14 protein-coding genes are annotated in these 19,163 nt (G+C 48.8%); 7 read left to right on the top strand and 7 right to left on the bottom strand.

Translation table 11 applies throughout. The features are described from left to right. Nucleotides 1-27: 27 nt before the first annotated feature. On the bottom strand, nt 28-444 hold the full coding sequence (locus ACOSVP_RS14755; protein ID WP_487348255.1) for an RNA-binding S4 domain-containing protein: 417 nt from the start codon (nt 442-444) through the stop codon (nt 28-30). 43 nt (nt 445-487) lie between these two features. On the opposite strand from ACOSVP_RS14755, the gene cysQ reads away from it, so the two are divergent. Continuing rightward, a complete protein-coding gene (cysQ, locus tag ACOSVP_RS14750; protein WP_487348254.1) occupies nt 488-1,336 on the top strand; it encodes a 3'(2'),5'-bisphosphate nucleotidase CysQ in 849 nt (282 codons plus the stop codon). A gap of 91 nt (nt 1,337-1,427) precedes the next feature. Here cysQ and ACOSVP_RS14745 read toward each other — a convergent pair whose 3' ends face one another. The 4 genes from ACOSVP_RS14745 to ACOSVP_RS14730 form a co-directional block, all read right to left on the bottom strand. After that, nucleotides 1,428-2,747, bottom strand: coding sequence for a TRAP transporter large permease (locus ACOSVP_RS14745; RefSeq protein WP_487348253.1), 1,320 nt, complete (start codon nt 2,745-2,747; stop codon nt 1,428-1,430). Beyond that, nucleotides 2,747-3,298, bottom strand: a complete 552-nt coding sequence (locus ACOSVP_RS14740; RefSeq protein WP_487348252.1) for a TRAP transporter small permease subunit — start codon at nt 3,296-3,298, stop codon at nt 2,747-2,749. The genes ACOSVP_RS14745 and ACOSVP_RS14740 overlap by 1 nt, the downstream gene beginning before the upstream one ends. A 68-nt stretch (nt 3,299-3,366) precedes the next feature. After that, on the bottom strand, nt 3,367-4,392 hold the full coding sequence (locus ACOSVP_RS14735; protein WP_487348251.1) for a TRAP transporter substrate-binding protein: 1,026 nt from the start codon (nt 4,390-4,392) through the stop codon (nt 3,367-3,369). Nucleotides 4,393-4,813: 421 nt separating this feature from the next. Further along, nucleotides 4,814-6,700: a methyl-accepting chemotaxis protein gene (locus ACOSVP_RS14730; protein WP_487348250.1), complete on the bottom strand. Its 1,887-nt coding sequence runs from the start codon at nt 6,698-6,700 to the stop codon at nt 4,814-4,816. Nucleotides 6,701-7,087: 387 nt separating this feature from the next. Here ACOSVP_RS14730 and ACOSVP_RS14725 point away from each other — a divergent pair, with 387 nt between their 5' ends. Next, entirely contained in the window at nt 7,088-8,032 is a 945-nt protein-coding gene (locus ACOSVP_RS14725) for a LysR family transcriptional regulator (RefSeq protein ID WP_487348249.1), read from the top strand. A gap of 133 nt (nt 8,033-8,165) precedes the next feature. Here ACOSVP_RS14725 and gabT read toward each other — a convergent pair whose 3' ends face one another. Both gabT and ACOSVP_RS14715 read right to left on the bottom strand, forming a co-directional pair. Further along, nucleotides 8,166-9,443 (bottom strand): 4-aminobutyrate--2-oxoglutarate transaminase, encoded by a 1,278-nt coding sequence (gene gabT, locus ACOSVP_RS14720; RefSeq protein ID WP_487348248.1) that lies wholly within the window; start codon nt 9,441-9,443, stop codon nt 8,166-8,168. A gap of 78 nt (nt 9,444-9,521) precedes the next feature. After that, nucleotides 9,522-10,988 carry an NAD-dependent succinate-semialdehyde dehydrogenase gene (locus ACOSVP_RS14715; RefSeq protein ID WP_487348247.1) on the bottom strand — a complete coding sequence of 489 codons (1,467 nt, stop codon included), beginning with the start codon at nt 10,986-10,988 and terminating at the stop codon, nt 9,522-9,524. Nucleotides 10,989-11,289: 301 nt separating this feature from the next. On the opposite strand from ACOSVP_RS14715, the gene ACOSVP_RS14710 reads away from it, so the two are divergent. From ACOSVP_RS14710 to ACOSVP_RS14690, 5 genes are all read left to right on the top strand, one after another. Further along, entirely contained in the window at nt 11,290-12,219 is a 930-nt protein-coding gene (locus tag ACOSVP_RS14710; RefSeq protein ID WP_487348246.1) for a Fe(3+) dicitrate ABC transporter substrate-binding protein, read from the top strand. Nucleotides 12,220-12,325: 106 nt separating this feature from the next. Further along, the gene (locus ACOSVP_RS14705) at nt 12,326-14,362 is read left to right on the top strand and encodes a TonB-dependent receptor (RefSeq protein ID WP_487348245.1); all 2,037 of its coding nucleotides are present in this window, start codon (nt 12,326-12,328) and stop codon (nt 14,360-14,362) included. A 41-nt stretch (nt 14,363-14,403) separates the two neighbouring features. Then, nucleotides 14,404-16,512 (top strand): TonB-dependent receptor family protein, encoded by a 2,109-nt coding sequence (locus ACOSVP_RS14700; protein ID WP_487348244.1) that lies wholly within the window; start codon nt 14,404-14,406, stop codon nt 16,510-16,512. 179 nt (nt 16,513-16,691) lie between these two features. Then, complete coding sequence (locus tag ACOSVP_RS14695; protein WP_487348243.1) at nt 16,692-17,366, top strand: GntR family transcriptional regulator; 675 nt, start codon at nt 16,692-16,694, stop codon at nt 17,364-17,366. A 240-nt stretch (nt 17,367-17,606) separates the two neighbouring features. Then, nucleotides 17,607-19,142, top strand: coding sequence for an aldehyde dehydrogenase (NADP(+)) (locus ACOSVP_RS14690; RefSeq protein ID WP_487348242.1), 1,536 nt, complete (start codon nt 17,607-17,609; stop codon nt 19,140-19,142). Nucleotides 19,143-19,163: the final 21 nt, after the last annotated feature.

Genomic DNA, 19,163 nt, shown 5'->3' with positions numbered 1-19,163 from the left:
CAGCGTGTCGATGGTAACGGATAACGCTTAATATGAGCTGAAGATATCGCGTTTGAGTTGCTTGATATCGCGACGCTCTTTCTTGTTTGGCTTGTGATCGGCCATGATGCGACCACCAAACGATTTGTGCTCTGCGGCACGTCGTTCACGCTTCTCGACTGAGTCTTCTGTCTCGGCGTACAGCAATTGTGCTTCGGGTGCGCCACGGCGTTGCTCGCTTAACCCTTTCACTTCGACCGTGACTTCATCCCAACCTTTACGGATGGTAATCAAGGCGCCCATTTCCACCGTGCGTGCGGACTTACCCTTGGCACCGTTGTACATCACTTTGCCGCCATCGATAGCTTCCTTACAAAGCGTACGGGTTTTAAAAAAACGCGCTGCCCAGAGCCATTTATCTAATCTTACTGCTTGTGATTCTGACTGTTTTTCTGCTTTACTCATAAGTTAGACACACGATAGATGAAACGAAAGAATTAGTACCATTATGATGGATGTAAGTCGTCACCCTACTTTTCAGGCACTTCAACAAATAATACACGATGCCGCGGATGCAATCATGGAGATTTATCAGAAAGCCGACCTTGGCGTCGAGCATAAATCTGATGATAGTCCTGTGACAGCAGCCGATATCGCGGCCAACGGTATCATTATGGCAGGCCTTCGAGCGCTCACTCCAGAGATCCCTATTCTCTCGGAAGAGGCCGTGGTGCCGTTTGAAGAACGCAAGTCCTGGACGCAGCTGTGGGTGGTGGATCCGTTAGATGGGACCAAAGAGTTCATCAAGCGAAATGGTGAGTTCAGCATCAACATCGCCTTGGTGCGTGATGGCAAACCGATTCTGGGGATTGTCTACCTGCCAACCACCCAAGAAGGTTACTTTGGCGTCACCGAAAGCTGGCATGATATTGAGCCCTGTGCGGTGAAATGGCACTTGGACGAGTACGAACCGATCTCCATTCGTGAGCCTCGTGAGCCGATTGTTGCCATGACCAGCCGTAGCCATGGCCCTGCGCTACCAGCCGATTTAAAAGAAACCCTAAAAGAAACTTACGAGCAAGTACGTGAACTTCCTAAAGGCAGCTCCATCAAAGGCTGTCGTATTGCCGAAGGCATTGCCGATTTGCACCTACGTCGTGGTCCAACCAGCGAATGGGATACCGCCGCTCAGCAAGCCATTATCGAAGCCGCTGGTGGTCAGCTGGTCGCGCCGAGTGGCAAACCGTTCCGCTATAACCAACGTGCTACCCTGCTGAATGGCCATTTTATCGTTGCGGGCCCAGAAATCACGCCAGTGGTATTGGACTGGTACAAGCAAAGCGATGAAGACAACTAAGAGCGTAAGCGATGCTTAGCAGATATGAAAAAGGCAGCTCAATGAGCTGCCTTTTGCGTTTTAAACTTGCGTGAATCCCAGCCTAGGCTGGCTATCCCATCATCTTATTCGGTAACCAAGTAACCAATTCTGGGTTGAACATCACGATGATCAATACCAATAGCTTGATCAGTACGAACGGTGTGACCGAACGGTAGATGTCCAACATAGTGATGCCTGGAGGCGCGATCCCTTTTAGGTAGAACAGAGCGAAACCGTAAGGCGGTGTTTGTACCGCGATTTCGATGTTCAGAATCATCAAGATACCAAACCAAATTGGGTCAAAGCCTAGGGACACAGCAATCGGTGTGAAGATCGGCGCACACATCAAAACGATGATGAATTCGTCGATGATAAAGCCCAATAGCAACATGATGACTTGGAACAGCACGATCACCATCATTGGCGGTAAGCCTAGGTCTTCAGTAAAGCCCGCGACCATGTTCTGAACGCCCATCAATAGGTGGAAGTTACTGAACACCGTCGCACCGAAGATGATCCACATCGCCACACTAACCAGTACCGCAGCACGAAGGCCAGCACTCTGTACCATTTTTGGCTTAAAGCGTTTGAAGAAGATCGCTAGGATAATCGCACCCACAACACCGATGGCACCGGACTCTGTTGGCGTTGCAATACCCATGATGATACTGCCTAGTACGGCAACGATCAGTAGCAATGACAAACCGCCGTCACGCAACGTTAGAAGCTTCTGCTTCGGTGTTTGTGGTACTTCTGGCACTTTATCAAGCGGTGCTTTCTTCGGGTTTAGCTTACAAGAAATCACTACGTAGGCGATCAGCATGACGATGGTAATCGCCGCTGGCACCAAGGCACCGATAAACATACGACCTACTGAGTTTTGTGTAGACGATGCGAACATGATCATTGGGATACTTGGTGGAATCAGGATACCTAGACCACCACCGGCCATGATCACGCCTAGTGCTAGACGCTTATCGTAGCCACGCTCAAGCATAGGACGCAGTGCGATACTGCCCGAGGTCATGATACCGGCACCGATGATACCCACCATGGCACCAATCATCGAACAAACGATGATTACACTGATGGCCAAAGATCCACGAACCCTACCGATGATCAATTGGCTGGCGCTGAACATGGCATCACCGATGCCAGAGCGCGTCAGCAGCTGTCCCATGTAGATGTACAGCGGAATGGCTAACAAGATAAAGCTGAAGTAAGTGCCTTCTAGGGTGGTAGGAATCACGTTAAACAGTGCATCCCCCCAGGTAATGTAGCCTACCGCCATGGCGATACCGCCTAGGGCAAGACCAACCTGCGCACCTAGGGCGAAGCTCACTAAAATACAAACCAGCAAGACGCCAGTTAATACTTCGATACTCATCATTATGCGTCGTCCTCGTCGTCGAAATTGTATTCTGGTAGTAGACGCTTACCAGTAATCAGGTGAACTGCGTCGTCTAACCAATCGCTGGAAAGTTGTGCGATCAGTAGCGCGCTAGCAATGGAAATCATGACCCAGAAGTGGTGCATATGAGGGGCCCACTCACTTTGACGACGGTAGTTAAACTCTAGAGCTTCTTCAAATTTACCAATGCTCATTTTACACACGATCACCAAGAAGAAGATGCCCAGCGCAAATGAGAATAGGTTAAATAAACTACGGATTCGTGGAGAGACTTTGTTGTATAGGATATCAACGTTGATATGGCCACGGCGTTGCTGTGCGTAAGCACCACCCAACGCGGCAATGTAGCCGAACATAAACAAAGATAGGTCATAAGCCCAAATGGTCGGCTTATTTAGGAAGTAGCGAGAAAATACTTCGAAAGCTACGACAAACGCCAAGGCTGGCATGACATAAGAAACGGATTTACCGACGAATTCCACCACATGGTGAACCGCACGGCAATAAAGCCTCATCGCAGTCAATAACATGGAAATGTACCTCGAGGTTAAACAAAAAAGGCGAGCGCGTGAGCGCTCGCCTCTATAGGGAGAGTCGATTACTTCTGTTCTGCACGAAGTACATCGATTAGACGTTTGCTGTACTCATCAGAGGCAGCGTATTCGTCCCAAAGACCCGCACCGGCTGCTGCCCATGCTGCTTTGTCAGCTTCGCTTGGTTCTGGAGACCATTGCAGGCCTTTCGCTTCCATTTCAGCAACTGCTTCAGCTTCCCATTGCTTAGACTTCGTTAGCTGTTCTTCAGCGTGAGTCTTAGTCGCCGAACGAACTGCTTCTTTCTGTTCGTCAGTTAGTTTGTTCCACGCGTTACGGTTAACAACGATTGGCAATACTTGTGCGCCTGCTAGAGGTAGGCGGTACATGTATTTCGCCACTTCTACGTGGTTACCGTCACGGTGGTCGATCATGTTAGAACCGATCGAACCGTCGATTACACCCGTTGATAGAGAGGTGTAGATCTCTGACCAAGCTAGAGATACCGGAGAAGCACCTAGGTTACGTAGGAACTTACCGTATGCGCCTGGCGCACGGATTTTCAAGCCTTTAAAGTCTTCAACAGAGTTGATTGGCTCTTTAGTGATGATGTAAACCGGTGGTTGGATGTATGGGTCAAGCCATACTAGACCTTGAGAGCCGTAAGCTTCAGTCAGGATTTTGTCCCAGCCTTTGTCGTAGAACAATTCGTGTAGCTCATCAGTATCTGCAGTACCGCCAGGTAGACCGATCTCAACCACACCTGCAGGAAGTTCACCCGCGTGCATTGATTGGAATGGTGCGCCCATGGTTACTAGACCTGATTTCACTGCACCTAGGATACCTGTCGTACCCACACCTTCACCTGAGTAAAGTACTTGAACGTGTACTGCACCGTTAGTGTTGGTTTCGATGTTCTTAGCTAGGTTTTCGTAGATTTCACCGAATGCTGTACCGCGACCGTATAGGTTGGCAAAACGCCAATTTTGATCAGCAGCCTGAGCTGAAGTTGCCACTGCGCCAGCGCCTAGAGCGATAGCAAGAGAACTCGCAACTAAATGTTTTTTTACTTTTTGTAGAGTCTTTAACATGAGTAACCTCTTGAATGAGAGTTGCTAATTTAGCCACGTCCTCCCCGACGGTGGCGGCTAGGCAATGGATACTTCCAAAAAGCTTGCACAAATTAAACCGTACAAAATCCACCTAAAGTTTTGTCGCGATCAAACAAATCCAGCTTTTTCAAAAGTCTTTATAAATCAGAAGTATAGTTTATCTAATTGCCTACGAATGCCCTATATTGGGGCAAAAATATGTCACATTCGTGATGCATAGATGAACATCTAGTCATCTGATTATTAAAGCATTTTCTCGAAGTGCTTAGGAAATGATTTGGTTAAAAATTGTTCTAGAGTGTTACGGTAGATTTTTGCACTAAAGTAGTGCAATAAAGGTAAGAAAAAGGGAAGCTATGCTTCCCTTTTGTTAACCCGATTCATTCTAAAAAATGAATGACTAATTAATTTCAAATTGCGCGATTTGTCGTGTGAGGCCTGAAACGCTGTCATGAATCTCTTGGCCCGATGATTTGATGTTGTGCGTCGCGTTGTAGTTATGCTCGATACTTTGGGCGATATCGTCCATGTCTTTGGCCATGGTCTGAGTGGTCAACACCACCTCTTGAATGGCAGAGGAAATGGTTTGTGTATGCTGCGCCGCGTCCAAGGTTAGGTGCTCTACTTGGCGAATGGTTTGTACCGCACTTTCACCTTTTTGCTTACCCTCTTCCACCTGTTTTAGGCTGGTGGCCATGGCCGCAATCACCTGCTGAGTTTCCTGTTGAATACCTTCAATTTTGCTGGTGATGCTGCTGGTTGCCTGAACTGTTTGCTCGGCCAAAGTACGTACTTCATCGGCTACCACAGCAAAGCCACGACCGGCTTCACCCGCGCGAGCGGCCTCAATAGCAGCATTCAATGCCAATAAGTTAGTTTGCTCGGCCACACCAACGATCAGGTCAATCACCGAGTCGATTTCTTTCGAGCGCTCGCCTAACTTAGCAACGATACCATGGGTGTGTTCAATCGAACCGGCCACCGCTTGAATTGAGTTAATAGCATCACCAATCACTTGCGCGCCCGCTTGTGCTGATTGGTGGGCATGATTGGTGGCGTCGTTCACCTGCTGCGTCATATTGCCCACATCTGCAGCTGTGTGTGAGATCTCTTCTGTTGCTGTGGCCAGGGTATTACTGCGATCGCGAATCTGTTCACTGCTTGAAACAATGGTAAACGCATCATCACTTAAACGATCCGCTGTGCTGACTAAGATCTCGTTACTAGCACGAAGCTGACCAACCAACTGGCTCAAGCTATCGGTCATGGTGTTTGACGTAATCAGGATCTGATCCATTTCGTCATTGCGGTTCAGACCGTTCTCACTGTGACGTAACAGTTTGCCCGCCGCGACTTCTTGTAAACGCTTCAGAATGGTCTGAATCTTCTGACTTAGGTTATGAATCATGGTCGCGATGATTGCGCCGATCAATAACGTTAGGACGATGCCGCCAATAATCAGATTGAGACGAGCATTGTTTGCTGTTGTATCGGCCTCAAGTTGAGCTTGTTCTAACAATGGGCTTCGCAAATAAGCGGTGGTATCGCCCAAGATTTTTGAGTTCTGCTCGCGTACTTGGACCAATTGATTGCCGAGCTGTTGCAGCGCCAAAGCATGTTCGGCCACTGGCATAGCCGCACTGCGGTATTGCTCTAACAGAGGGCCAAAGACATCGCCAAAACCAATTTCATTCACATTGCTGACTAGAGTGTCTAAGGCAGCAAACCAAGCGGTTTGGCTGTCCGCACTGGTGTACGCTAGGAAGTCTTTTTCTCGGGTGCGCACTTCTTTAAAGCCGGAAGCAAAGCGTGCCAGTAACTTCAGCTTTTCTTCTGCGTTCGCAGCTTCTTGGTTCAGTACTAGCAGTGCGCCGGATTGGTTATTGATGCCTAATTGCTGCATCAAATCTAAAGATTGCTTCATGCTGTCCAAATAGCTTGGCAAACTTTCTTGCATGGCGCGTACATTCTGTTTCGCCGTATTGTCTAGGAACGGATTGGCTAGAACTTGTTGTAATGCATCCTCTTGATTCAATGCTTCAAGCTCTTGGTATAAGTTGATCATGCCTGACTGTTCAGGGTTATCGGCGTGGCGCTCAAACTTAAGTAAGGTGATTTCTAAGTTGCTCAATTGAGCGTAGGCATCCGCAATACTGTTGGCTTTTAGGCCGGCTTGCTGCATTTGTTGGAAGTTCATCACAGCGTATAAGCCAAAGCCTGCGAACCCCATACAAACCAGTACTAAAATAGCGATCAGCTTTTGACGTACAGAAAGTTTTAGCGACACAACAACTCCTAAATCAGAGATTAACATTGAGGAAGCAAACTATATCAGCTTTGTGTAAAGATGATTAAAAAAAAAGCCCGAGTATGACTCGGGCCAGAAGAAAGTACGAAGATTCTCAATTAAGAAGCATGAAAGGGGTCTTCTTAACAATACTGAAATGGATCAATCAGGGTGATGCCATTCATGCATTTCAGGCTTGGAACAATAGAGAAGTCGAGCTCTGAATGAAACGCCAGTGTCTAAACCTAAAGTTAGGCATTGACCAAACTAAGTCCTTAGGCACAATAAATAAGGCGGGACAGGACAAGCAGTTAGCCATGTGGCTGATGTGATAGATCGGATATACTGAAGTGAGATAAAGCGTAAGCTGAGCCGTTAGGGGGCGTAATGAGTGCGAACAATTACTCGCTTGGACAAGTAGGCGACTATGAGATCAAGCAACTAAAAGTGTTTAAAACCGTGGTGGACTGCGGCGGTTTTTCAGCAGCGGAGACCATGTTAAACATTGGTCGTTCGACCATTAGTTTGCACATCTCCAACCTTGAATCGCGCCTGAACCTGACCCTCTGTAAACGTGGTCGTGGTGGCTTTTCGCTGACTCAAGAAGGGGAAATCATCTACCAGATGACGGAAACGTTATTGGAGTCATTGGATGCCTTTCGCATTACGGTCAACAACCTCAATGCCAGTTTAACCGGCCGCCTTCGCATTGCCCTCTCCGACTCAGTGAGTCTAGACCCCCGCTGTCGTATGCCAGAATTGATCGGCGACTTCACCGATCGTGCCCCCGAAGTGACCTTGAATACCAATGTCTCTTCCATGGCACAAATTGAGCGCACCATTCTCAATGATGAAGCGGATGTGGGGTTTATCCCCTACCATCGCAAACTGGACGGCTTGGAATACATCCATTTGTACAGCGATGCGTGCCATATTTATGTGGCGAAAAATCACCCGTTAGCCAAGCTCAATGAAGAGCAGCAAGAGCAAGAAGTCGACAACTTCCCTGCTTCTCACGCTGGTTTAAAGCCCCATGAAGGCGTCTCAGAACAGATCTCGAATATGAATCTCTCGGCGATCTCCTACTTCTACGACACCCGTTTAGCCTTGATTCTGTCAGGACGTTATATTGGCTTCTTGCCGGAAAACTACGCCAAAGACTATGTCGAGCGTGGTGAGATCGTGGCAGTGGCCACTAAGCATCGTCACTACACCCTAGGCATGGCGGTGATTTATAAGAAAACCGCTCAGCCGAATAAACCCCGCGAGCTGTTTCTGCAAGTACTACGCGAGCATCTCGCGCAAGTTCGATCTGAGTCTGCTCCTTACTAATCGCCCTTTTCTGTATCCATAAAAAAGCCCCTATCCAAAGTTGGATAGGGGCTAAAAGTACAAGACAGACTACCTAGGAGGGCGTGTCTTGCGAACGGAAGTCTAGGTGGACTAATCCGTTAAAACTGAAATCTTAAACAAGCTCTTTGAAGATACGCTTGAAGATTTCCATACCTTCATCGATGATTTCCATTTCGATCGTCAATGCTGGTAGGAAGCGGATAACGTTACCGCGGATACCACAAGAAAGCAGTACTAGACCGTTTTCTGCTGCTTTTGCAGATAGGTTTTTCGCTAGTTCTGGGTATGGCTTGCTTACGTCACCGTCTTTTACGAATTCAACCGCGATCATGGCGCCAGCGTTACGCACGTCGCCGATGATTTGTGGATATTCCGCTTGCAGACCTTTTAGATGCTCAACGAAACGAGCGCCAACTTGGTTAGCACGGTCACATAGACCTTCTTCTTCGATTACGTCGAATACAGCAAGACCTGCCGCACAACCCACTGGAGAACCACCGTAAGTACCGCCTAGACCACCAGGGATTGGTGCGTCCATGATGTCTGCTTTACCTACTACTGCAGCGATTGGGAAACCACCCGCGATACCTTTAGCAGCGGTCATAAGATCCGCTTCGATACCTGCTTGTTCGTGGCAGAACATAGTACCTGTACGTGCGAAACCTGCTTGGATTTCGTCTAGGATCAATAGGATGCCGTTGTCATCACATAGCTTACGTAGTTTCTGTAGGAAGCTTGCAGAAGCCATGTAGAAACCACCTTCACCTTGTACTGGCTCGATGATGATTGCAGCCACGCGAGAAGGCTCGATGTCACAAGTAAAGCGCATTTGCAGGTCAGCAAGTGCTTGCTCTTCAGTGATGCCTAGATATTCATTTGGGTATGGAATGTGGTAAATGTCGCTTGGGAAAGGACCGAAACCTACTTTGTAAGGGTTTACTTTACCTGTTAGACCCATGGTCATGTTAGTACGACCGTGGAAGCCACCGTTGAACGCGATGATACCTGGACGGCCAGTGTAAGCACGTGCGATTTTCACACAGTTTTCAACCGCTTCTGCGCCAGTAGTAACGAAGATAGATTTCTTCGGCGTGTTACCTGGTGCGGCAGCGTTTAGTTTTTCTGCCAGAGCAACAGCAGACTCGTATGGGCTTACCATCACACAAGTGTGTGTGAAACGTTCAAGTTGCGCTTGTACAGCCGCTTTTACTTTCGGGTGGTTATGGCCCGTGTTCACTACCGCGATACCAGCACCGAAGTCAATGTGACGTTTGCCTTCAACGTCCCAGATTTCAGCGTTTACGGCGCGGTCTACGTACACTGGAGCCATGTTACCTTGGCCACGTGCAATGGCTTTTACTTTACGTTCTTGTAAGCTAGCGTTGTTCATTTGTCTTGTTCTCTCTGAATTAGAAAGCAGACACGCTAGAGCCACACTCCAGCATGTCTTGTGTTGCGAAAAGTCGGCTTATTTAATGCCGCCCATGCATAGATATTTCACTTCCACGTACTCGTCGATACCGTACTTGGAACCTTCACGGCCACTGCCAGACTCTTTCACACCACCAAACGGTGCCACTTCGCTGGAAATAATGCCTTCGTTAATGCCTACCATGCCGTATTCCAAACCTTCAGAAACACGCCAGATACGGCCGATATTTTGGGAATAGAAATAAGATGCCAAACCAAATGGGGTATTGTTTGCCATCTCTACTGCTTCTTCTTCCGTGCTGAAACGGAACAACGGAGCCACAGGACCAAAGATCTCGCTAGAGAAGATAGTCATGTCTGGCGTCACACCCGTTAGGATGGTTGGCTCGAAGAATTGCTCGCCCGCTTGTGTTGCTTTCGCGCCACCGATCAAAGCTTTCGCGCCTTTGCTCACCGCATCGTTAACAAGCTCTTCAACCTTGTTAACCGCTGCTTTGTTGATCAAAGGACCAATGTTGACGCCTTCTGCGAAACCGTTGCCTGTTTTGAACTCTGCTACGCGTTTTGCCAATTTCTCAGCGAACGCATCGTAGACAGCGTCTTGTACAAGAATACGGTTGGCACAGACGCACGTTTGACCAGCGTTGCGGTATTTGGAAGCAATCGCGCCTTCTACTGCCGCATCAAGATCTGCGTCGTCGAATACGATGAAAGGTGCGTTACCGCCTAGCTCCATGGAGGTGCGTTTTACTGTTTGCGCACATTGAGATAGCAACAATTTGCCCACTGGCGTAGAACCAGTGAAACTCAATTTACGCACGATTGGGTTGCCAGTTAGTACGCCGCCTATCGCCTTAGCGTCCGTACCGACTACCACGTTTAGAACACCTGCTGGGATACCTGCTTGATGCGCTAACTCGGCAAGCGCAAGAGCACACAATGGTGTTTCTTCAGATGGTTTGATAACAATCGTACAGCCCGCAGCAAGAGCTGGACCAGCTTTACGAGTGATCATGGCAATTGGGAAGTTCCAAGGAGTGATCGCTGCAACAACGCCCACGCCTTGCTTGATAGTTAGTACACGCTTATCGTTCGCGAAAGATGGAATCACATCTCCGTACAAACGACGTGCTTCGTCAGCAAACCAGTCGATGAAAGACGCGCCGTACAGCACCTCTCCTTTCGCTTCTGCAAACGGTTTGCCCTGCTCTAGAGTCATCAGCTTAGCTAGGTCTTCTTGGTTATCAAGAATTAGCTGGTTCCACTTACGAAGCAGCGTTGCACGCTCTTTCGCTGTTTTACCTTGCCATGCTTTTTGTGCTGCATTAGCCGCTTCCACAGCGCGTGTTGTTTCGTCCGCTGCAACGTCAGCTACGTCAACAATGTGCTCGCCCGTAGCCGGGTTGATCACCGCGAAAGTTTTACCAGAATCAGCCGCTACCCACTCACCGTTCACGTAAGATTGGTTTTTCAGTAGGTTTGGTTGAGCTAATGTTACTTGCATAAAAACTCCAGACTCATAATGAGATATTTATGTTCGAACACTTTTTGTTCGTAATGGTTGGATAGTAGGAGATCGATACACAGGAAAAAATGTGAAGCTATCAATGCTTTGTTTGATGTGACTCAAACATTAGAAATCCCTACTGCGTGCATACAAATATAGACCCTGCTGAACGCAGTTTTTCAGTTGTGCTAGACGTCAGGTCGATAATTTTAAAGTGAGCGATAGGAATGAGTGAGAGCAATTGATATAAATGAAAATAAGTTTCATTTATATCAATTCTTTTACGTAAGGACGTTCTATGATTTCCCGCTTGGTGTTGCGTTGTTTAGCGCTAGGTTTCGCATTATTGGTGCAGATGGCATGTGCTCAACCCCCAACTTCCGTTCAACAGCATGCGTTAGAGTTAACTGAACAACCCAAACGTATTGTGGCGCTTGAGCTATCGTTTGTGGACAGTCTTGCCGTGTTAGGAATTTCTCCTATTGGCATTGCGGATGACAACAATCCAAACATATTGCTGCCTGAGGTGAAGGCGCGTATTGCTCCTTGGGTGTCGTTAGGCCTTAGAGCTCAGCCTAATTTGGAGCAGATTGCAGCACTTAAGCCAGATCTAATCATTGCCGATTCCGAACGCCACAGGGCTGCCTATGATGGCCTCGCCAAGATAGCACCGACGCTGCTGTTGAAAAGTCGTGGGGAAACGTATCAAGAGAATCTGGTCACGGCCCAGCAGATCGCTAAAGCGGTAGGTCGAGAACCACTGATGGCGCAGCGATTAGCAGAGCATAAGCGCAGTATGACGCAATATCGTGAAAAGCTTGCCCCCTACGCTAATCAAGCCACCATTCAATTCGCCATCGCGAGTGCTCGCGGTGTTTGGCTACACGGACCGACTTCCTATGCCGCAGGTGTCTTAGAGACGTTGGGTTTTCCTAGCTCAATGGCGGCCTCACCTGATGCTCCCTATGTCCAAACAAGTTTAGAAATGTTGCTCGGCTTGAACCCAGATTGGCTGTTGATTGGCGCTTATGGTGAGCATACGGCACTTGATGACTGGCGTGAAACGCCTTTATTTTCAGTCTTAAGCGCCGTGCAACAGCAACAGGTTGTGCCAGTCTCGCCAGCATTGTGGTCATTAAATCGCGGCATTCTGGCTGCGGAAGGCATTGCGGCCGATTTAGAGCGTATTCTCAAGACTGGGGCAAAGAATAATAAGAATATTCTCTAATGAAATTGATAATGATTATCAAATATGGTTCTATTTCTCGATTGAAAAACAAGGCGTTGCGTAAACTGCAACATCGTTCAAGTTCTAGATATGGAATCCATGCAAAATGGGAATCAAAACCTTCTTAGCTACACCTGTGGCTGCAGCGATTGCGATGTCGTCGGCTTCGCTGTACGCACAGGAAACTTCTACGTCAGATAGCCAAAACATGGTTATCCCAATCACAGTACAAGGTTACAAAGGCTATGCGCAGGAGCTGCCAACCTCGGGCAGTAAGACTGATGCGGAGTGGCTGGATGTGCCGCAGTCGGTCTCCGTGGTAACGGATACCGAGATGCAGGATCGCGGAGCGGTGCGTTTGGTGGACGCTCTGGATGGTGTTGCAGGGGTAAACAATACCCTAGGGGAAGGCAGTCGAGATCAATTTGTGATTCGTGGTTTTGATGCCATTCGCGATGTTTACCGCGACGGATTACGTGACGATGGTAATTTGCAGTCCTACCGCAGTTTGGCCAATGTTGAGCAGGTTGAGGTGGTAAAAGGCCCTGCTGGCGCTTTATATGGCCGTGGCTCTGCCGGTGGCATAATTAATTTGGTGACCAAACGTGCCAATGGTGATGAGTTTACTCGCTTAGGCACCAGCTACGGCAGTCACAATCAAATGACGGGCTCGATCGACAGTTCTGGCAAGCTCAGCGATACTGTCAATGCGCGTATCAATGCGGAAATTCGTCAGTCTGATTCGTATGTTGATCATGTGGATTCTGAAGATTACTTCATTGCGCCAACGCTGCAATTTAATCCATCGGCAGGTCATGTGGTGAATCTTGATTTGGAATTCATGCATCAGGAGTTAGTACCCTACCGTGGTATTCCTTCTAAAGATGGTAAACCTGTGGATGTGTCCAGAAGTACTTATTTTGGTAGCCTAAATGACTATCAAGAATCCGATAGCGCGCGTATCGCCATCGAAGATGAATTGGCGCTGATGCCGGATGTGACTTGGCATAACCGCGCGGTTTACAACCGAGTGACATTGGAACAAAGAGGTACACGTCAAGCAACAACGCCTGTTTCAGATACAAATGAAGTGCTGCAAACGGTGAATACCTTTGGCTACGACCCACGTACCACCCAAACGCTACAATCGGAGCTGGAGTGGCAATTGGATAACCATCAATTGCTGTTCGGTGCCGATTACAACCAGATTGATATCGACTTAAATCTGGCGCGTACGAACTTGCCAAATAAAGATATTTACAACCCTATTGCGGCCAACTCGCCTGATCCGGGCTTCCCTGCGTTTCGCGAAAACACCACAAAAACATTAGGCTTATACCTGCAGGATATGGTCACTGTGGGAGATTGGTCGTTCACTGGCAATGTGCGCCAAGATCGCATGGAGCTGGATCAAACCACCGCCGCTGGCGTGCAGAGCGGCAATGATGACAATAAAACCAGCTATCGTCTGGGAGCGGTTTACCGTTTGAGCGACGATATGTCTGCCTACACCACCGTAGCGAAATCTTGGCAATTGCCCTATGGCGGCAGTTTTGTCAGTCCCACACAAGCGGAGTTTTTCTCCACTGAGTTAATCGAAATTGGTACCAAAGCGTATTGGCTAGATGATGCTTTGATGCTCAATGCCGCTGTGTTTCAAATCGATCAAGAGCAGCCTCAAACCAATGCTGACGGCTTTATTGTGGCGAAAAACCAAGCTCGTCACCAAGGCATTGAGCTAGAAATGCGTGGCCAAATTACTGAGCAATTAAGTGCCACGGCAAGCTACACCTATATGGATGCAAAAGACCGCGATACCGGTAAAAAGCCTAACGATGTCTCCGACCAGCTAGCGGCATTAGGGGCCACTTATCAGCTGGACGATGCTTGGCGTTTTGGCGCCAGCATCAAGTATGTGGGTGATCGTTTTGCCGGCAACAATGAAGCCGTTGCCCTAGGCGATTACACCTTAGTCGATGCCATGGCCTCTTACCATGTTGGTAAACATCGTATTCAGCTGAATGCCTATAACCTGTTCGATGAAGAATATTACCTAGGCTCTACTGATGGTACATCGGGTGTGAATTCCATTGGTTACGGTGCTCCCGCAGAGTTCATGGTGAGTTATCACTACGAACTTTAATGTCTTTCCAATCCTCGTTAGCAAAAGTATAGGTTTCTTTTATGTCTAGTTATTACAACTCGCCGCAGCTTGCCGCAGTGCTACGTGTTTCGGTGCTGGCTTACGCCATGGCTTATGGTGTATCGGCGACAGCGGCCAGTGAAGCGGTACAACTAAATACCCTATCAGTACAATCCAGTGTGATTGGTTCATCGGAAGAAAAGGACGTGGCCAAGTACCCTGGCAACCGTACGGTTCTGAGCCAAGAGCAGTTAAAGAAAACCGCTGCCACATCGATTGATGGCGCATTACAGCATGTACCAGGTGTCAAAGTACAAGATGAGACAGGCACAGGCGTATTGCCGAATGTTTCGGTGCGTGGCCTGAGCGGTAGCCGCAGTGAGCGGGCACAGTTTTTAATGGATGGCGTACCCTTAACCTTGGCGCCTTATGGTCATACGGGCCAGTCCGTGTTCCCTGCTACCTTTAATACTCTAGATCGCATTGATGTCGTACGTGGCGGTGCGGCGGTGCAATATGGCCCAAATAACGTGGGTGGGGTCATTAACCTAGTTACCAAACCGATTCCACAGCAATGGCAAACGCAAATGAGTAATCGGATCAGCGCTTATGAAGGCTCTGATAACCTGATGAACAATCTTTATCTGCGTTCTGGCGGTTGGTTAAGCGATGATTTTGGGATTCAGTTTTCAGCCAATACATTAAATGGTGACAGTTATCGAGAGCACTCCGACACGGATGTGACCAACTTTGATGTCAAAGCGAACTGGCTGATGTCCGATTCCCAAGAGCTAGAAGCCTTTATCCAGCGCTACGATGCCGATATGGAAATGCCGGGTGCTCTGTCGCCTCAGGCCTATAGCCTTGATCGTCAACAATCTCAGCGTTTGTATGATGACTATGAAGCGAGTGCCACCCGTTGGCATTTGAAGTATTTACAAGACCTAGATTGGGGCAACAGTGCGCAGCTAGAAGTCCTGACCTTTGGTCATCACGATACCCGTAACTTTATTTGGGGCTTTAATACGGCGGGAGGCCATTGGGCAGATCCGGCACAGCCGTCTACGGATATTCGTAATTCCCCGCGCGAGTTTGACGTTTATGGAGTGGAGCCTAAATTGTCGGTGTCGTTTGGATCGCAAGATACGCTGACGCAAAACCTGATTCTTGGTATGCGCTATGTTTACGAAGATGTGGACTACCGTTTACACCAGACGAATATCGCCACAGGCGCGGCCTCTGTACCACGAGATTGGGGGCTGAAAACTGATGCTGTGGCGGCGTATGTCAGTGATGAACTAGGTTTTATGGATGGCCGTTTAAAGGTAACGCCGGGTGTGCGTTTTGAGTCGATTCATATGAACTTTGAAGATCGTAACTCAGGGGCTACTGACTCCAACCAGATCAATGAAGTGCTGCCTGGACTCACTGCTGCTTATAACGTGACCGATGAATGGGTGGCCTACGCCAATGCTCAGAAATCCCTGCGTGCGCCGCAGATTGCCCAAGTGCGTGGTGCGGGCAAGGAAGAAGGGGAAGTGTCTTGGAACTACGAACTAGGGGCACGTTTTACCCAAGGTCAAAGCAGCTTTAACGCAGCCCTATTCCAAGTCGATTATAAAGATCAACTGCAATGGCAAAGTGCCACCCAAACCTTTGATAATATTGGTGAAACTCGCCACCAAGGGATTGAATTGGCAGGGCGTTATGCCACGTCAAACGTACCGGGTTTGAGCCTAGGCTTAGCCTACACCTACCTAGATGCAACGTCTGAAGAAGAGGGGCCGAATAAAGGTAATGAACTGCCATATGCATCTAAGCATCAAGTCTCTTGGGATGCGACATACGACTTCTCTGGCTACCTATCGACGTTATCGGGTTTCTACTACAGCGACGCCTACTCGGATAATGCCAATACGGCAGAGGAAGATGCGACCGGCGCAACTGGGAAAATTCCGTCGTACACGGTTTGGAATGTTAACGTGAGCAAAGAGCTGTATCAACAGGACAATACCACGCTCAGTGTCGACTTCTCAGTCAATAACCTCTTTGATGAGGAATACTACTTCCGCGGCGTAGACACCAGCCCAGTCGGCCGCTACCCTGGTTTAGGTCGTTCCTACAACGTGACGGCGAACTTAACCTTCTAAGTTGCAGCCAATTGTCCCCTAAAAGCCCTGCTTGTCTGTCTTAGATAAGTGGGGCTTTTTCTATTTGGATTTTTTCCCATTGGTTTTCGGTATAATGTGCGAGTGCAATCCGTGTTGGTGGCCATATTTACGCACAAGTAAATACCGCGCGACCCAACCATCAGACTAGGGGACTCTGGGTGATTAAGAAAAGATCTGTGGTACGTCAAAGCCTGCCGGATGTGATCGTTGCCGACTTACGTCAGCGTATTCTGTCTGGTGATTTAGAAGAAGGAGCTTTGATTCGCCAAGAAATGCTCGCGGAAGAATACGATGTTTCGCGTATGCCAGTGCGTGAAGCACTGAAACGCTTGGATGCCGAAGGCCTTGTCGTATTTCAGAATAACCGTGGTGCCACGGTGACCAAGCACACCCTAGAAGAAATTGCCGAGATCTTCGATCTGCGTACCCTACTAGAAGTGGACTTATTCCAGCGAGCGATTCCGAAAATGACCGAGCAAGACTTTGCCGAGTGTGAGGACTTGCTAAAACAAATGGACGCCTCTTATAACGCGGGTGCCGTGGCAGATTGGGGACCTTTGAATACCTTGTACCACCAATGTTTATACCGTGCCGCGGGGCGTCAGCTGACTGAACAGCTATTGGAGCGCGTGACGTTGCAGGCGACTCGTTATGTGGGACTGCATATCGACATTACCAACCAGCGCGAGCAAGCGCGCCAGGACCACCAAGCCCTCTTCAACTACGCCAAAGACCGCGATGTGGCCGGTGCCACGGAAATGCTACGCTCTCATCTGATCAATACCAAACATCAGGTATTGCAATGGGTACAGAAAGGGCGCGAACAGGTTTAACTTCAGATTACAGCCGCCAAAAACAATTTTTAGCTCTACGCGCAAGCGCTAGAAGTCGCTGAAAAATTGTTTTGGTGGCTTCCTCAAAGTACTACAGGGCATTCATGTATTCTGAGTAGAGAAGCAAAACCTCTTTCCCTCCGTTCCCCATTTTCATTTATTTACCCTTGTATCACTCGCTGATTTCGTCAACAATTAAATTGGATACAAAATACAAATATTGGAACTAGGGAGTGCTCTATGACGTTCAATCCTCACGGTAAATGTCTCATTGCGGGTCAATGGGTAACGACAGACGATAGTTTTGAATCCGCACCAGCGTACGGTGCCCCTGCGAGTTATTCAAAAAGCCGAATTGAGGATGTGAATGCCGCTGCCACGGCGGCAGAAGCGGCCTTTCTCCCTTACAGTCAGACCTCTCGACTAGACCGAGCAACGTTTCTGCATACCATCGCCGATGAAATTGAAGCTCGTGCCGAGCAGATTACCGCCATTGGCTGTGCTGAGACCGGTTTGCCGGAAGCTCGTTTGCAAGGTGAACGTGGCCGCACTAGCGGTCAATTACGTATGTTTGCCGAATACATTTTGTCAGGCACTTATCTCGATCGTCGTTCTGATGACGCTTTGCCGTCCCGTACACCCTTGCCTCGCCCAGAGTTAAAGCTGATGCAGCAGCCGATTGGTCCAGTGGCGGTGTTTGGTGCGTCCAACTTCCCATTAGCCTTCTCTACCGCGGGAGGCGATACGGCATCCGCTTTAGCGGCAGGTTGTCCGGTGGTGGTCAAAGGTCACCCTGCTCATCCGGGCACGGCTGAAATCATTGCTGAAGCGATCCATGCAGCGATTGAGAAATGTCAGATGCCAGCGGGTGTGTTTTCTCTGTTACAAGACAGTGGCGCAAGCTTTGCCATTGGCGAAGCTTTAGTCACACATCCTTTGATCAAAGCAGTTGGTTTTACTGGTTCATTAAAAGGTGGTCGTGCCTTATACGATTTATGTGCCGCGCGTCCTGAGCCGATCCCATTCTTTGGTGAACTGGGCTCGATAAACCCTATGTTTATCTTCCCTCATGCGTTGGCCAATCGCTGTGAAGCGCTGGCACAAGGCTGGGCCAACTCACTGACCATGGGCGCAGGCCAGTTTTGTACCAATCCAGGCGTAGCCGTAGTGCTCAAAGGCCCTGAAATGGATAAATTTGTCACCACAGTAAGTTCATCTTTGGCATCTGTACCTGCTCAAACCATGCTAACTCAAGGTATCGCCGAGGCGTATCGTGCCGGACAACAACGCATAGCTGCCAATGATCAGGCCGCGGAAATCCTTGCCACCGAGTGCCAAGGTCGCACAGCAACGCCATACTTGTACCAGACCAGCGCTCAACAGTGGCTTGCCGACCCAGATTTAGCGCATGAGGTATTTGGCCCATTAGGGGTTTTGGTGGTGGTGGAGAATCTTGAGGAATTCAGTCAGATTGCAGCGCAGTTAGACGGCCAACTGACCACCACTTTGCAGATTGATAAAGCGGACTATCCGGCGGCGAAGACGCTAATGCCGCTTTTAACACGTAAGTCAGGGCGAGTACTAGCAAATGGTTTCCCGACCGGTGTGGAAGTGTGCGATAGCATGGTGCATGGTGGGCCTTACCCTGCGTCCACCAACTTTGGTGCCACATCGGTGGGTACCATGGCGATTCGCCGTTTCCTACGTCCTGTCTGTTTCCAAGACATTCCCACCGAGTTGCTACCAGAAGACCTCATTTTCGCGTCATTAGACTGATTTTTCGACGACGTTAGGGAT

The organism is Marinomonas sp. HM11-D, assembly GCF_057626615.1.
This window is presented reverse-complemented; position numbering and strand designations above follow the sequence as displayed.

Excerpts from the sequence above, each read along its gene's own strand:
- ACOSVP_RS14755 (WP_487348255.1), bottom strand. The coding sequence starts at position 444 with ATGAGTAAAGCAGAAAAACAGTCAGAATCACAAGCAGTAAGATTAGAT.
- cysQ (WP_487348254.1), top strand. The coding sequence starts at position 488 with ATGATGGATGTAAGTCGTCACCCTACTTTTCAGGCACTTCAACAAATA.
- ACOSVP_RS14745 (WP_487348253.1), bottom strand. The coding sequence starts at position 2,747 with ATGATGAGTATCGAAGTATTAACTGGCGTCTTGCTGGTTTGTATTTTA.
- ACOSVP_RS14740 (WP_487348252.1), bottom strand. The coding sequence starts at position 3,298 with ATGTTATTGACTGCGATGAGGCTTTATTGCCGTGCGGTTCACCATGTG.
- ACOSVP_RS14735 (WP_487348251.1), bottom strand. The coding sequence starts at position 4,392 with ATGTTAAAGACTCTACAAAAAGTAAAAAAACATTTAGTTGCGAGTTCT.
- ACOSVP_RS14725 (WP_487348249.1), top strand. The coding sequence starts at position 7,088 with ATGAGTGCGAACAATTACTCGCTTGGACAAGTAGGCGACTATGAGATC.
- gabT (WP_487348248.1), bottom strand. The coding sequence starts at position 9,443 with ATGAACAACGCTAGCTTACAAGAACGTAAAGTAAAAGCCATTGCACGT.
- ACOSVP_RS14715 (WP_487348247.1), bottom strand. The coding sequence starts at position 10,988 with ATGCAAGTAACATTAGCTCAACCAAACCTACTGAAAAACCAATCTTAC.
- ACOSVP_RS14710 (WP_487348246.1), top strand. The coding sequence starts at position 11,290 with ATGATTTCCCGCTTGGTGTTGCGTTGTTTAGCGCTAGGTTTCGCATTA.
- ACOSVP_RS14705 (WP_487348245.1), top strand. The coding sequence starts at position 12,326 with ATGGGAATCAAAACCTTCTTAGCTACACCTGTGGCTGCAGCGATTGCG.
- ACOSVP_RS14700 (WP_487348244.1), top strand. The coding sequence starts at position 14,404 with ATGTCTAGTTATTACAACTCGCCGCAGCTTGCCGCAGTGCTACGTGTT.
- ACOSVP_RS14690 (WP_487348242.1), top strand. The coding sequence starts at position 17,607 with ATGACGTTCAATCCTCACGGTAAATGTCTCATTGCGGGTCAATGGGTA.